This window comes from Mycobacteriales bacterium (assembly GCA_035504215.1).
In the GTDB taxonomy this organism is placed as follows: Bacteria; Actinomycetota; Actinomycetes; order JAFAQI01; family JAFAQI01; genus DATAUK01.
In genome coordinates this window covers 25,849-39,687 of sequence record DATJSI010000142.1, presented here as the reverse complement: position 1 = coordinate 39,687, position 13,839 = coordinate 25,849, and the positions used below count along the sequence as shown (strand labels likewise).

Genomic DNA, 13,839 nt, shown 5'->3' with positions numbered 1-13,839 from the left:
CATGCTCCTACCCTGCCACGTTGTCGGACCGCGCCGAGGGCAGCGCATCCGCGTGTCGGCGCGCATCGCCTCCCCGCAACAGCGCGCTCCAATCCTGTCGACGCCAGCCGTCACCTTCGTGCGTCGCGATCCCGAACGTCAACGCACCGACCACGACAAATGTCGTCGCGTCGACGGCCCAGTTGCTGCCGGCCAGCCCTTCCACGACGAGACAGGCGGTCAGCGCAACCAGGAAGCCGGCGATCGTCGTGCCGGCCGCGCGGTCGAGTGGCGCAACCCGATGTCGCTGCCACAGCGAAACCGAACACACCAGGTTGCTGGCGACCAGCGCGAGCGCGGTCGCCTCCGCGGCTCCGTCGATGCCGAACAACGGCACCAGCACGAGGCAGGCGACAACGCTCACCAGCAGCGCCACTCCGCCCTGGAGCAACACCAGCCGGCTCTCACCGAGCGCGACCAGGCCAAGGCCGTTGTATCCGAGCCCGACATGGATGCACGCGGCAGCAGCGATGATCCGGACCACGACACTGGCACTTCCGGGTTCGGCACCGTAGAGCAGGTGGAGCACCGGCGCGGGGGCGACCACCAGGACGGCGAGAATCGGGCCTAGTGCCACCACGGTCCAGCGGGTGCACCAGTGGTATTGCCGGGCCAGCGCTTCGGTGGACTTGGCACCGGCAGTGCTGAGGGCGACCAGCGCGTACGTCCCGAGCGCGACGAACGCGCCGGTGACCACGTCGAGCAGCCGCGACAGCGGGGCGTAGAAGCCTGCGGCGACCTCTCCGCGGAACACACCTACCGCTACGACGTCGAGCTGGGAGATCGCGGCCGCCGCCATCGACACGAGCACCACCGCACCACCGATCCGCAGCATCGCGCCGGCCGTCGCTCGCGACGGCAGGCCGCCACGCGGCCGGGTTCGGTGCATCCCCACACCGAGTACGGCGACACCGAGCAGGGACGCGACGACGCGAACCGCCACGACCGGTGCCCCGGCGCGAACCCCGGCCACCAGCACGACCACCGTCGCACCGAGCACGAGCACTGAAGTCGTCGCGGAGGCGACAAAGGACAGCGCCGGTCGGAACGAGACCCGGACCAGGCCGATCAAGACGCTGTGCAGCGGATAGATCATCACCATCGGGATCGCGATCAGCACCAGGCTTGAAGCGCCCGAGTCCCGCGAACCGCTGAGTGCGAGTGCGACGACCAGCGCGAGCAGCCCACCGACGACCGCGGCGAGTGCCGACATGCGCCAGGCGGTCGCGACGACTTCCGGGCCGGTGGCATCGGTGCCGCCGGGCCGGGCTTCCGGATCGTCTCGTGCGATCGCCCGCGCGACCGAGTCCGCGAGGCCGACGGCGACTAGGCTGCTGAGCAACACCGTCACGGACATCGCGGTCGCGATCGAGCCGTAGACGTGATGCGGCAGCACCCGCACGAGAACGACCGTGAGCGGCAGGCCGAGCAGCATCGAGAAGGCGAAGTCGGCGGCTGCCCACGCTCCGCCGCCGAGCAGACGCCGCCGCGCCCGGGACTCGTCTGCCCAGCCCTGGTGGGCCGCCGGCGGAGCGTCCACGGTCATACGTCAATCTCGACGCCACGGCCCGTGAGGTGAAGTCGCGACCGGGCTCGGGCAGGAACGCATGGCATCATGCCGCCATCGACGACAAACAGCTCCGCGTGGGTTCTCCCGGCGCGGCCGTTCGTGCCGATCATGGTTTCGAGCACACCATGGTGCAGGACCGACGGCACGCCCGCATTCCGCATGGCTCCAGGGTGCAGGCGGTCGCGACGTTCTTCGCGGAAGACGGCGCTGAAACCTTCTCGGCGCGTGGCCGATTGCCCGACGCCGCCGAGCACCGCACAAGTGCGGGCGGTCACCAGGAGACATCGTGACCGCTGAGTCCGAGCTCGCGATGTACACGGCGAGCTCCTACGAGGCGTCTCTCGCCGACGAGTGGGACCGCTTCATCGGCACCGCAGGCAACGGCACCTTCCTGCACACCCGGCGCTATCTCGCCTACCACCGGGACCGGTTCGAGGACGCCTCGCTGGTCGTGCGCACTCGCGAGGGCCGCCTCGTCGCCGTACTTCCCGCTGCGCTCTCCGCGGCGGAGCCGGGACGCGAGGTGGTGTCGCATCCCGGCATTACCTTCGGCGGCCTGGTCTACGGGCGCGGCCTGTACGGCGACGGGTTGGTCGCCGCCTTGTCTGCGGTCAGCACCACCCTGCGGTCGCTCGGCTTCGACGCGCTCCACTACCGTCCGGTGCCACCCTTCGCCCGGCGCGACCTGGGCGACGAGGACGTCTACGCGGTGTGCCGGCTGGGTGGCCAACGCACCGACTGCCAGCTCAGCGCCGTCGTCGACCTTGCCCGGCGACCACCGGCGGACGCCAAGAAACGCAACGTGCTGCGCAAGGCGCCGCGCGCGGGAGTCACGCTGCACGAAGGGGTCGAGTGGCTACCCGACTTCTGGTCGCTGCTCACCGAGCAGCTGGCGGAGCGTCACGCCGCCACACCCGTCCACTCCCTCACCGAGATGACCGAGTTGACACAGCGCTTTCCCGACCAGATCGGCCTTCGGGTTGCCAGAGCCGACGGCGGGCAGCTCGTCGCCGGCGCGCTCACCTACCGCTACTCGTCGGACACCCTGCACACCCAGTACCTCGCCTCCAACGCCACGGGCAGAAAGCTTGCCGCGCTTGACTTCCTCTGCGAGTCCCTCATCGAGCAGGCCGCCCGGTCCGAGCTCAGGTTCGTCAGCTTCGGAACGAGCACCAGCGATGACGGTGCGGGTCTGAACGACCCACTCTTTCGTTTCAAGCGCTCGTTCGGCGCGAACGGCATGTGTATCGAGACCTATCGGATCCCGTGCAGTGCTTCCTAACCTGATCGTTGCCGGCGCGGGGAAGTCCGGCACGAGCAGCCTGCATCTGTATCTCGATCAACATCCCGACATCGTGATGACCACGACCAAGGAGCCGCACGTCTTCACCGATCCCGAACGGCTCGCGCATGCCCAGCAGATCTATGCGGAGCTGTTCCCACCCGCCGCGGCATCGTCCCGTTATCGCGGCGAGTCCAGCACCGGCTACATGGTGTTTCCCGGCGTACCCGACCGAATCCACGCGGCGATCCCCGATTGCCGGCTGATCTTTCTTCTGCGCAACCCGATCGACCGCGCGCTCTCCCACTACCGCTGGCTGATCAGCCTCGGGGCGGAGCGCCGCGACTTCCGGACCGTGTTCGAGTCCGACCGGGCTGATGTCCCGGACCCGCGGAGCAGCCCATCGGGAAACTACGGCTACCTCTACCAGGAGGGTTGCTACGCAACCAACCTTGCCCGCTTCATCCCGCCATTTCGGTCGGACCAGACCCTTCTGCTCGTCGCCGAGGAGCTGCGCGCCGACCCCCTGACCTGCCTGAATCGTTGTGCCGCGTTCCTTGGCCTGCCCGGCTTCACCGCCGTCACCCCGGTGGCCGCGAACGAGACCAGGTCCCTGCGCTACCCCCGCGTCCGCGCGCGGCTCGAAGGTCGTCTTCCCGGGTCCGCATCGACACCGCACCGCGTCAGAGCGGCGGTCCGCAAAGTCGTCGGCGAGCGCCGGGCGCGCGCGCTCCGCGACGCCGCAGTCGCGTCGCTCGGGAGCACAGAGGTCGACGTGCCGATCAACGTGGACCGGTCCTGGCTTGCTGGGATCTACGCGGCGGAGGTGGCCGCGCTTCGAGCCCGGGACCCGGACTTCACCGAAGTCTGGCTCGCCGACTTCCCGCTGTGACCCGAGCAGGACGCAGGCTCAGGACCGCGCGGCCAACCGCAGCACGTGACCGTCGTCCGGGCCGGCCGGGGTGGGTGTCCGGCGAAGCGTGGACAGCGAGAGCGGCTCGACGACCTCCGCGGTCTTCAACCTGATCGTCGACTCGGGCTGGCGGTCGGCCCGGCGCCAGTCGGTGCGATGCAGGTATTCCCACGACTCTGCGGCGGAGCGCGACATCCAGTCTTCGCCGGCACCGGTCGGGTCCTCCGCCCGACACAACACGCCGAGGTACCCGGTCTGCTTGGGAATGACGCCACGAAGCGGCTGCTGGAAGTCCGCCTCCGGGATGACCATCGCATCGACCGGCCGCAGCCGCAGGTAACGGAGCAGGTAGTCGAGCGTCGGCACGGACAAGTACCAGAAGGTGTTGGTCTCCTGGTTGAGCCGCCCGTCGGCATTGAGCTCGGCGGTCCACTCCGCCTCGAGCACGACGTTGGTACTGACCACCATCAAGCCATGTCGCTTGAGCAGCGGGCGGACTCCGGCGAGCACGTCCAACGGCGACCAGGTGTGGTACAGCAGTCCGGAGCAGTTGATGAAGTCGAAGCCACTGCCGATCTTGCGGTACAGGTCGTACATCAGCCCGACACTCTTGAAGTCGAAGTCGACACCGTAGGCCCGCTTGACCGCCGCGATCTTGTCCGCGCAGTAGCCGGTGAAGTCGGTGGCCAGCACGCTGTTGGCCCCGCCTCGCACCATCAGCGTCGGCATCAGCCCTTCGACACTGCCGAGGTCGAGGCAGTCCGCGCCCGTGAGGACGACCTGGCGCGCGAGCAGTCGCGGCACCATCGGGAGGTCCGGGTGATACTGCCCGTTCGTGACGACGCCCGGCGCTAGCTCCACCGAGTAGTACCACGACTTGTCCACCAGGCGCCGCGGGCCACCGTTGCGCATCAACGCCCTCGCCCGGACCGCCCGCATCGCGTTGTACGACGCACCCAGCGCACCCGGACGAGCCGACCAGCCGGCAACCCGGTCGCGCAGCATCGACATTCGCGCAGTATCCGTCACGACGAGTCGAAGCGGCCGTTGCCGCTCCCAGCCACCAACCGGCAGGTGGTGACCTACCGGTCCTGCCCCGACCCGGAGGCTTCGAGCAGCCTGCGTGCAGTCGCACGGATCTCGTCCGACACCACCGAGGCGTCGTCGATGTCCATCGAGCTCCCGTCCGCGAAGCCGAGTCGCACGCTCGATCGCACCGGCGCTTGGACCGTCGTCATCGGCGCGGCCGCCGGCTCGGCCACGACCTCGGTGACCGGAACGGGGCGCGGGAGCGCGACCGCGGACCACTCGTATGCGGTACGGCGGGCCGGCCCCAGCTTGGCGGCCTTGCGCTTGCGGCGGCCGAACATCGGTATCCCTTGCGTTTCCGCGCTAGACGGCGGTCGCCGCGTCCAGCGAGTCGACCACTGCATAGAGCAGAGCCAGCAGGACCGACTTCACGGACTCGCGATCGGTGACGTCACACGGCACGACGGGGACGTGGTCTTCGAGGTCGAGGCGAGCCCGCACGTTGGCCTCCTCGGCCTCGTCGAGCCCGGCGGCACGGTTGAGCCCGACGACGAACGGCACCCGTGCCATCTTGCGGAACGCCTCGCGGATGCTGACCGCCTCGTCGAGCGACTCCGCCCGCGACGCGTCGACCAGCACCACGTAGCCGAGCATCCCCTCGCCGAGGATCTCCCACATGAAGTCGAAGCGGTCCTGTCCCGGCGTACCGAACAGGTAGAGGACCAGGTCGCGGTCGATCGTGATCCGCCCGAAGTCCATCGCGACCGTGGTGTCGGTCTTGCGCGAGCGGGTCTCGTCGGTGATGCCGCGCTCGGTCGAGAGCACGGTGATCTCGCTGATCGTGCGGATCAGCGTGGTCTTGCCGGCCGCGAACGGACCGGTCACGACGATCTTGACCGCAGTGCCGGCGGAACGGCGACGGGGACGGTTGGCCATGGCTACAGCCCCCTCACGCCGGCGATCAGGCGGAGGAGCAGGCTCTTGTTCACGCTCGGGTCCCGTTCGATCGCGCCGGACGGCACGGCGGCGACGACTCCGCCGCCCGCTACCGCCGCGGCTACCGGCGTCGGATGGTCAGGTGCCAGCTCAGGCGCCGGCACCGCGCGAGGAATCGTGGAGACCTCGGCGACCTCGCCGGTGTCCTCGTCATCGTCCTCGTCAGCCTCGGCATCCGGTGCGACGACAGCTCCGGCTTCGGCCCGCTCGGCCTCGAGCAGCGAGCCGACCGCCGGGTCCGGTTCGGCCGTGCCGTCCGACAGCACGTCGGCGAGCAACGCTGACGAGGAAGCGGCTTCCGGCTCCAGGGACCCGACCAGGTCCTGCCGGCGCTGCAGCGCCGTGACCCCGCCGGTGTGGTCGGTGTGCACGAGACCCTTCGCGATCAGCTCGGCCAGTGCCACCACGACTGCGTACTCGCCACGGCCGCACAGCATGACGACGTCGCTCACCGTCCGGTGACCGTCGACGAGCGCAAGCAGGGCCCACTCGTCGCGCTGGATCTGCGGTTCCGCGGCAGGGTTGAGGGTCAGCGCAAGCACCGTGTCGGCGGCGGCCAGGCCCTCGTCGATCGTGGCCCACACGTCCAGGCGGTGCCGCGCATCGGTCACGACCTCTTCGACCTCGAGCGCCACCCCGACGTCGTCGATGTTCGGCTCGTCGATGACGAACTCGAACACGCCCTCCGACCAGCGCATCAGGTCGAAGACGGTGTCGACGATGTGCTCGCAGACCAACGTGTGCAGCTCGCCCTCGTCGATCGCGTTGCGGTCACGCAGCGCCCGGGCCAGGCCGATCTCCTCGGAGTTCGCCACCTGCTCGACAGCCGCCTGCAGGTCGTCGTCGGAGACCTGGCCGCTGCCGGCCAGCCGGCGGCCCAGCGAGAGGCGCGACAGGTCCGATGCCCCGCCGCTGATCAAGCCGTCGCCCAGCCACACGACACCGTGTTCGCCGGAACGGCGCAGGTGCAGTCCGCCGGTCTTCTTCGTCATGCTCAGCAGCGAGAAGATGTCCGGCAGGCTGAAGGCGTCTAGCGAGCCTTCAAGTCTCACGGCAGACCTCGGGTGGGCGTCGGGTGGTCAGGGGCAGTCGGTCAGGACCACGGCTGCGGCTCGGTCGCCGCTACCGCTGATCCATTGGGAAGGTGGGAGACCCACGCGGGGTCCGAAGAGACCGGCGCGTAGGGAGCGACCGGCTCGACGTTGTCGGCCGGAGCGTTGTCCTCCGCGGCCGGCGCGGTGTCGACCGCGGTCAGTGGGGTGGTCACCGCAGCGAGCAACGGCGCCTCGGCGACCGCGGCGGCCTGCTCGGCGACCGGGTCGGGGTGCACCTCGGCCCGCAGCACGTCGGCGACGGTCGCCGCCGAGCGGCGTACCTCGTAAAGCATCATGCCGACCTTGGCGCCCTTGGCGGCGACCGCAACGAGCACGGCCTCGTCCTCGGCGGAGACCAGGAACACGGTGCCGGTGTCGCCCTCGATGTAGACCTGGTTCAGCGCGCCGCGGCCGAGGCCCTCGGCGGCCCGCTCACCCAGGCTCAGCAGCGCAGCGCTCATGGCTGCGACCCGGTCCTCGTCCATGGTCGCCGGCAGCGCGCTGGCCATCGGTAGCCCGTCGAAGGACACCACAGCAGCGGCCTCGATCTCCGGAACCTGGGCCAGCAGGTCGGCGATCGCTCGGTCGAGCCGCTGGGAGCGGTTGGCAGAGTCGGACATCACGGACACCTCGTCTCACGGCCGAGCCCTTGGTCGGCGGCCTCACGTTTCCCATCGGCCGCGTTCCCGTCGGGCTTGAACGGTCATCCGGCACTACCGCGTGCTGCTCCGAACGGGCGACGGTTCGGCCCTGTGGACAACGTCCGCCACGGTGACCGCGCCGTCGTTACCGTTTCGCGCGTGACGACCGGATCGGGTCGGGGCTCTTGCTCCGCGCGAGTGGTGCGTGGGGTGCCTCTTGCCGGTCCGACCGGCTGCGCGGACGGGGCGGTGTCCGGGCCCCGAAGCCTTCCCGGCGCAGCGTACGCCGCGCTGGGTCGCCGCGCCATGGGCCGTCGGCTCGCGGCCGCCGTCCTGCTCGTCGCCACCCTCGCGGCCGTCGGCCTCGCGAGTGCCCACCCCGCGCGAGCGCTGCAGCCGACCTGTTCGCAGCCCGCCGGGGCGCTCTGCTCACCGGCGCACGGCGTCACCGCGGGCGGCGGGGTCTTCCACGGGCTGCTCGCCGTGCGCGGCGTGCCGTGGGTGCTCGACTACGCGGCCGAAGCCGGCAGCTCGCCCGGCTGCGGCGACTGCACGTGGACGCTCGTGCTCGCTTGCAAGGACGCCTCGCCGGGCGATCCCACCGCTTGCGTGGGCGCCGGCGCCTCCGCCGACTGCTCGCCGGACCAGCGGCTCTACCGGCTGTTCCTGTCGACCGCCACCCTGGTCGACCACGTCGTAGGCACGGTCTGCATCGGCGGCCCGCAGCAGCCGGTCGAGGTCGGGCCGATCGCCAGGGGTGATGTAGAGCGTTACCTCCGCGACGTCCGGCCGCCCGACCTCGTCATCACCTCGAGCCCACCGGACGGAACCCTCGCCGGCCTGCTCACCTTGTTCAGCGCCAAACCGCCGCCCGGACTGGCGCCGATCCCCTTCGGCAGCACCGACGTCACGGAGACGATCACGATCCGACCGGCCGTTCTCGAATGGCAATGGGGGGACGGCAGCCTGACCGGCTGGGTCACAGCTGCCGCCGGCACCAGCCACGCGTTCCTGCACGGCGGGGTGGCCCGGATCCGGCTGCGGACCCGGTGGGGCGCGCGCTACACGATCGGCTTCCAGGGCGAGACCTTCGGCCCGTACGACGCGACCGGGCAGGTGACCCGCAACCAGTCGCTCGCCCTGCGGGTGGGAACGAGCGAACCGGTCCTCGTCAGCCGCTAGGTCCGCCGGACCTATCGCGGGCGGCGATCCGTGCCGCCGCCGACGACAACGCCGCCAGCCGCGGTTCGGGCGGTGGATGGCAAGGCGGAGGAGGAGAGCGGTAGTGGACCTACCGCCGACGACGACAACGCAGCCAGCCGCCGCCCGGGGGCGGCTACTGGGCGTCGGCGAGCATTTCGGGGGTTAGAGAGGCCTCGGTGTTAGGGACGCCGAGCTCGTCGGCGCGCGCGTCGGCCATGGCGAGCAGGCGGCGGATCCGCCCCGCGATCGCGTCCTTCGTCAGCGGTGGGTCGGCGAGGCCACCGAGCTCTTCGAGCGAGGCGTTGCCGTGCTCGAGGCGCAGCCGGCCGGCCGACAGCAGATGGTCGGGCGCATCCTCACCGAGGATCTCCATCGCGCGGGCCACACGGGCGCCGGCGGCGACCGCCGCGCGTGCGGACCGGCGCAGGTTGGCGTCATCGAAGTTGGCCAGCCGGTTGGCGGTGGCCCGGACCTCGCGGCGCATCCGCCGCTCCTCCCAGGCCAGGACGCTGTCGTGGGCGCCGAGCTTGGTGAGCATCACGCTGATCGCGTCGCCGTCCCGGATCACCACCCGGTCGACACCGCGCACCTCGCGGGCCTTCGCGGCGACCCCGAGCCGGCGAGCGGCGCCGACGAGCGCCAGCGCTGCCTCCGGACCCGGACAGGTGATCTCCAGCGATGACGACCGGCCGGGCTCGGTGAGGGACCCATGGGCCAAGAAGGCGCCCCGCCAGGCCGCTGCCGCGTCGCACAGGGCGCCCGAGACCACCTGCGGCGGCAGCCCGCGGACCGGGCGGCCGTTGCCGTCGACCAGGCCGGTCTGGCGCGCGAGCGCGTGGCCGTCCTTCGTCACCCGGACCAGATAGCGCGACCCTTTGCGCAGGCCACCGGCCGAGACCACGGCGAGCTCCGAGGAGTGCCCGTAGACCTCGGCGAGGTTCTTGCGCAGCCTCCGTGCGGTTGCGCCGGTGTCGAGGTCGGCTTCGATCACGACCTGGCCCTTTCCGACCAGGTGCAGGCCGCCGGCGAAGCGCAGCATGGTGGCAATCTCTGCCTTGCGGCAGCACGGCTTCGTGACGACCACCCTCGCGAGCTCGTCCTTGACCGCGGCCGTCATCGCCATGCGGAGTCCCCTTCGGTAGCGGTGGTGAAGATCGAGCGGTACGCCGCGGCCAGCAGCTGCGGGTCGTGCACGGGCACCGACTGGTCGTTGCCCAGCTGAGTGACCACCAGGCGGGCCCCGAGGCTCTCGGCGGTACGTCGCAGCGAGCGGCCTTCGTCGTCGACCACGCGGCGGGGCGACAGCACGACGTCGATTTCCAGGTCGGGCGCGTGCGCGGCGAGCACCTCGAGGTGGGTCTCCGGCGAGAAGCCTTCGGTCTCACCGCTCTGCGGGCACATGTTGAGGGTCACGACCTTGCGGGCGCTCGTGGTGAACAGGGCCTTGGCCATGTCCGCGACGAGCAGGTGCGGGATCACGCTGGTGAACCACGAGCCGGGCCCGAAGACCACCCAGTCGGCGTCGAGCACGGCGTCGACGGCCTGCGGGCAGGCATCGACATCAGGAGGGTCGAGGCGGACCCCGACCACCTGACCCGGGGTCGTCGCCACTGCGACCTGGCCGTGCACCTCGCGGGTGGCACCCGGGTCGGCGGGGTCGAGCCCGACCACCTCGGCCACGATGTCGATCGGCTCCAGCGAGAGCGGAAGCACCCGGCCGACGGCGCCGAGCAGCCGGCCGGCGACCTCGAGGCTGGCAACCGGGTCGCCGGTGACGGCGTTGAGACCGGTCAGCAGCAGATTGCCCACCGGATGCACCGCGAGGGTGCCCGAGCCACCGAGGCGATGTTGGCAGACCTGGGCCCACAGCCTCGACTGCTCGTCATCGCCCGCGAGCGCGGCGAGTGCCATCCGCAGGTCACCGGGCGGCAAGCCGTCGAGCTCGGTGCGGATCACACCACTGGAGCCACCGTCGTCACCGACCGTCACCACCGCGGTGAGGTTCGGCGTGACCGCGCGCAACGCCGCCAGCGAGGCAGACAGGCCGTGCCCGCCGCCGAACGCGACGACCTTGGGCGCGCCCGACCTACTCACCCACGCTCCACGTCTCGATGCGACAACTGCACCTCGATGCCGTCCGCCCGCATCCGGCGGGCGAGCTCGGTCGAAATCACCACGCTGCGGTGCTGACCGCCGGTGCAGCCGATCGCAATTGTCGCGTAGTGCTTTCCCTCACCGACATACCCCTGCTCGTAGCGGCGTAGCAACGCGAGCGCCGTGTCCAGGAACTCGGCGGCACCCGGTTGCCCGAGCACGTAGCTGCGCACCGGCTCGTCCTCGCCGGTGAACGGCCGCAGCTCCGGTACCCAGTGCGGGTTGGGCAGCAGCCGGCAGTCGATGACGACGTCGGCGTCGACCGGAAGGCCGTACTTATAGCCGAACGAGACCATCGTCAGGTGCAAGGTGTCCGCGGAGTCGGCCTCGAACGCGTTCGCGATCTTCGCCCGCAGCTCGTGCACGTTCAGCTGGCTGGTGTCGATCACGAGGTCGGCGTCCGCGCGCAGGTCGCCGAGCAGCTCCCGCTCCCGGTTGATGCCGTCGACCAGCCGGCCGTCGCCCTGCAGCGGGTGCGGCCGGCGCACCCCGTCAAACCGGCGGACGAGCACATCCTCCGGAGCCTCGAGGAACAGCACCCGCGCGGGCTGGCCGGCCCGCTTGAGGTCGGCGAGGGCGTCGCGCAGGTTCGAGCTGAACGCCCGGCTGCGTACGTCGACGACGACCGCGATCCGGTCGACCTCGCCGTGTGACCGGGCGGCGAGGTCGACGACCGCGGTGATCAGGGTGGGTGGAAGGTTGTCGACGACGTACCAACCCAGGTCCTCTAGACACTTCGCGGCCGTGCTGCGCCCGGCTCCGGACATGCCGGTGATGACGGCGAGCTCCTTGAGCCCGCCGGCGGGCAAGGTCGAGCTGGTCATGATGGTGACCCCGAGCCTGCCACTCCGCTGCTGACGGTGTCGCGGCCGTCCAGGATCTCGCCGGTCGTGGGGTCGACGCCCGGTGCCGGCGCCGGCGTGCCGGCCAGCGCCGAATGCACCGCGACTGCCGTGCGGGGACCGACTCCAGGCACCTCCGCGATCTCCTCGACCGTGGCCGCCCGCAGCCGTTTCACCGACCCGAAGTGGCGCAGCAACGCCTTTCGCCGGGTCTCCCCGAGCCCCGGCACCGCATCGAGCTGGCTCTGCGTCATCGACACCGACCGCCGCTGCCGGTGGTAGGTGATCGCGAAGCGGTGCGCCTCGTCCCGGACGCGTTGCAGCAGGTAGAGGCCTTCGCTGGTGCGCGCGAGGATCACCGGGTCGGCGCGGTCCGGCAACCACACCTCTTCGAGCCGCTTGGCCAGCCCGCACAGCGCGACATCGTCGATCCCGAGCTCGCGCATCGCGGCCGCGGCCGCGGCCACCTGCGGCGGCCCGCCGTCGACCACCACCAGCTGCGGCGGGTAGGCGAACTTGCGCGGCCGCCCGGTGACGGGGTCGATCGGCCGATGGCTCTTGGCGCCGCCCGACCCGTCGCCGTCCTCGGCGTCGTCCTCGGCGTCGTCGACACCGGCCTCGCCGGTCTCGATCCGCTCCTCGAGGTAGCGGCGGAACCGACGGGTGATGACCTCGTGGATGGACGCGACATCGTCCTGGCCCGCAACCCCCTTGATCGCGAACCGGCGGTACTCGCTCTTGCGCGGCAGCCCGTCCTCGAACACGACCATCGACGCGACCACGTCGGTGCCCTGGAGGTTCGACACGTCGTAGCACTCGATCCGTAGCGGCGCCTGGTCGAGCCCGAGCGAGTCCTGAATCTCCTGGAGCGCCAGCGAACGGGCGGTCAGGTCGGTCGAGCGGCGCAGCTTGTGCCGGGCGAAGGACTCGGCGGCGTTGCGGGCGACGGTCTCGAGCAGGGCCCGCTTGTCACCGCGTTGCGGCACCCGCAGCGACACCTTCGCCCCGCGGACGAGCTCGAGCAGCTCGGTCACGACGTCCGGGTCGTCCGGGAGCTCGGGCACGAGCACCTCGCGGGGCACCTCGCTGTCGAGACTCGCACCGTCGAGATAGGCCTGGGTCAGGAACTGCTCCACGAGATCGGGAGTCTGCACGTCACCGACCTTGTCGACCACCCAGCCGCGCTGGCCGCGCACCCGCCCGTCCCGGACGTAGAACACCTGGACGGCGGCCTCGAGCTCGTCCTGCGCGAACGCGACGACGTCGGCGTCGGTCCCGTCGCCGAGGACGACCGCCTGCTTCTCCATCGCCCGGCGCAGCGCACCGATGTCGTCACGGAGCCGCGCCGCCCGCTCGTACTCCTGGGCATCCGACGCTGCCCGCATCTCGCGTTCGAGCCGTTTGACGAACTTCTGGGTCTGCCCGGACATGAAGTCGACGAAGTCCTCGGCGATCACCCGATGCTCGACCTCGTCGACCCGACCGACGCATGGCGCAGAGCACTTGTCGATGTAGCCGAGCAGGCACGGTCGCCCGACCTGACCGGCCCGCTTGAACACCCCCGCGCTGCAGGTGCGCATCGGAAACACCCGCAGCAGCGCATCGAGGGTCTCGCGGATGGCCCAGGCATGGGCATACGGACCGAAGTACTTCACGCCTCTGCGTTTCGCCCCGCGCATCACCTGGGCTCTTGGGTAGGCCTCGTCAAGGGTCACCGCGAGCCACGGATACGACTTGTCGTCGCGGTAGCGGACGTTGAAGCGCGGATCGAACTCCTTGATCCAGTTGTACTCGAGCTGCAGTGCCTCCACCTCGGTCGAGACCACGGTCCAGTCGACCGCCGCTGCGCTGCGCACCATCTGCTGCGTGCGCGGATGGAGGTTGTACACGTCCTGGAAGTACGACGACAGCCGGCTGCGCAGGCTCTTCGCCTTTCCGACGTAGATGACCCGGCCGCGTTCGTCGCGGAAGCGGTAGACACCGGGTGAGTCGGGGATCGATCCGGGAGCGGGTCGATAGCTCGCCGGATCCGCCACTCCGTCAATCTAGTCCGCACCGCCGACGTCGCCCGACCCG

At 70.6% G+C, this 13,839-nt stretch carries 14 protein-coding genes; 4 read left to right on the top strand and 10 right to left on the bottom strand.

What is annotated here, in order from left to right; all coding sequences use genetic code 11:
* Positions 1-7 precede the first annotated feature (7 nt).
* A complete protein-coding gene (locus VME70_16655) occupies positions 8-1,585 on the bottom strand; it encodes an oligosaccharide flippase family protein (protein ID HTW21828.1) in 1,578 nt (525 codons plus the stop codon).
* A gap of 29 nt (positions 1,586-1,614) precedes the next feature.
* On the opposite strand from VME70_16655, the gene VME70_16650 reads away from it, so the two are divergent.
* The 3 genes from VME70_16650 to VME70_16640 are packed head-to-tail and all read left to right on the top strand — an operon-like array spanning position 1,615 to position 3,783.
* Positions 1,615-1,899, top strand: coding sequence for a hypothetical protein (locus VME70_16650; protein ID HTW21827.1), 285 nt, complete (start codon positions 1,615-1,617; stop codon positions 1,897-1,899).
* Complete coding sequence (locus VME70_16645; protein ID HTW21826.1) at positions 1,896-2,891, top strand: GNAT family N-acetyltransferase; 996 nt, start codon at positions 1,896-1,898, stop codon at positions 2,889-2,891. Before VME70_16650 ends, VME70_16645 begins: the two co-directional genes overlap by 4 nt.
* Entirely contained in the window at positions 2,881-3,783 is a 903-nt protein-coding gene (locus VME70_16640) for a sulfotransferase (protein ID HTW21825.1), read from the top strand. The genes VME70_16645 and VME70_16640 overlap by 11 nt, the downstream gene beginning before the upstream one ends.
* A gap of 18 nt (positions 3,784-3,801) precedes the next feature.
* On the opposite strand, the gene VME70_16635 is transcribed toward VME70_16640, so the two are convergent.
* The 5 genes from VME70_16635 to VME70_16615 all read right to left on the bottom strand — a co-directional run bounded on the left by VME70_16635 (position 3,802) and on the right by VME70_16615 (position 7,543).
* Entirely contained in the window at positions 3,802-4,815 is a 1,014-nt protein-coding gene (locus VME70_16635; protein ID HTW21824.1) for a DUF1698 domain-containing protein, read from the bottom strand.
* A gap of 71 nt (positions 4,816-4,886) precedes the next feature.
* Entirely contained in the window at positions 4,887-5,174 is a 288-nt protein-coding gene (locus tag VME70_16630) for a hypothetical protein (GenBank protein HTW21823.1), read from the bottom strand.
* Positions 5,175-5,196: 22 nt separating this feature from the next.
* Complete coding sequence (locus VME70_16625) at positions 5,197-5,769, bottom strand: ATP/GTP-binding protein (GenBank protein HTW21822.1); 573 nt, start codon at positions 5,767-5,769, stop codon at positions 5,197-5,199.
* 2 nt (positions 5,770-5,771) lie between these two features.
* Positions 5,772-6,881 (bottom strand): DUF4388 domain-containing protein, encoded by a 1,110-nt coding sequence (locus tag VME70_16620; GenBank protein ID HTW21821.1) that lies wholly within the window; start codon positions 6,879-6,881, stop codon positions 5,772-5,774.
* A gap of 41 nt (positions 6,882-6,922) precedes the next feature.
* Positions 6,923-7,543 carry a roadblock/LC7 domain-containing protein gene (locus tag VME70_16615; protein ID HTW21820.1) on the bottom strand — a complete coding sequence of 207 codons (621 nt, stop codon included), beginning with the start codon at positions 7,541-7,543 and terminating at the stop codon, positions 6,923-6,925.
* 231 nt (positions 7,544-7,774) lie between these two features.
* Between VME70_16615 and VME70_16610 the strand changes: the two genes are divergently transcribed.
* A complete protein-coding gene (locus tag VME70_16610; protein HTW21819.1) occupies positions 7,775-8,746 on the top strand; it encodes a hypothetical protein in 972 nt (323 codons plus the stop codon).
* Positions 8,747-8,900: 154 nt separating this feature from the next.
* Here VME70_16610 and whiA read toward each other — a convergent pair whose 3' ends face one another.
* Genes whiA through uvrC form a run of 4 tightly spaced genes read right to left on the bottom strand, consistent with a single transcriptional unit; the run spans position 8,901 to position 13,799 of the window.
* Positions 8,901-9,890: a DNA-binding protein WhiA gene (whiA, locus tag VME70_16605; protein ID HTW21818.1), complete on the bottom strand. Its 990-nt coding sequence runs from the start codon at positions 9,888-9,890 to the stop codon at positions 8,901-8,903.
* A complete protein-coding gene (yvcK, locus tag VME70_16600) occupies positions 9,881-10,861 on the bottom strand; it encodes a uridine diphosphate-N-acetylglucosamine-binding protein YvcK (protein HTW21817.1) in 981 nt (326 codons plus the stop codon). Before yvcK ends, whiA begins: the two co-directional genes overlap by 10 nt.
* Positions 10,858-11,745: an RNase adapter RapZ gene (gene rapZ, locus VME70_16595; protein ID HTW21816.1), complete on the bottom strand. Its 888-nt coding sequence runs from the start codon at positions 11,743-11,745 to the stop codon at positions 10,858-10,860. The genes yvcK and rapZ overlap by 4 nt, the downstream gene beginning before the upstream one ends.
* Complete coding sequence (gene uvrC, locus VME70_16590; protein ID HTW21815.1) at positions 11,742-13,799, bottom strand: excinuclease ABC subunit UvrC; 2,058 nt, start codon at positions 13,797-13,799, stop codon at positions 11,742-11,744. The genes rapZ and uvrC overlap by 4 nt, the downstream gene beginning before the upstream one ends.
* Positions 13,800-13,839: the final 40 nt, after the last annotated feature.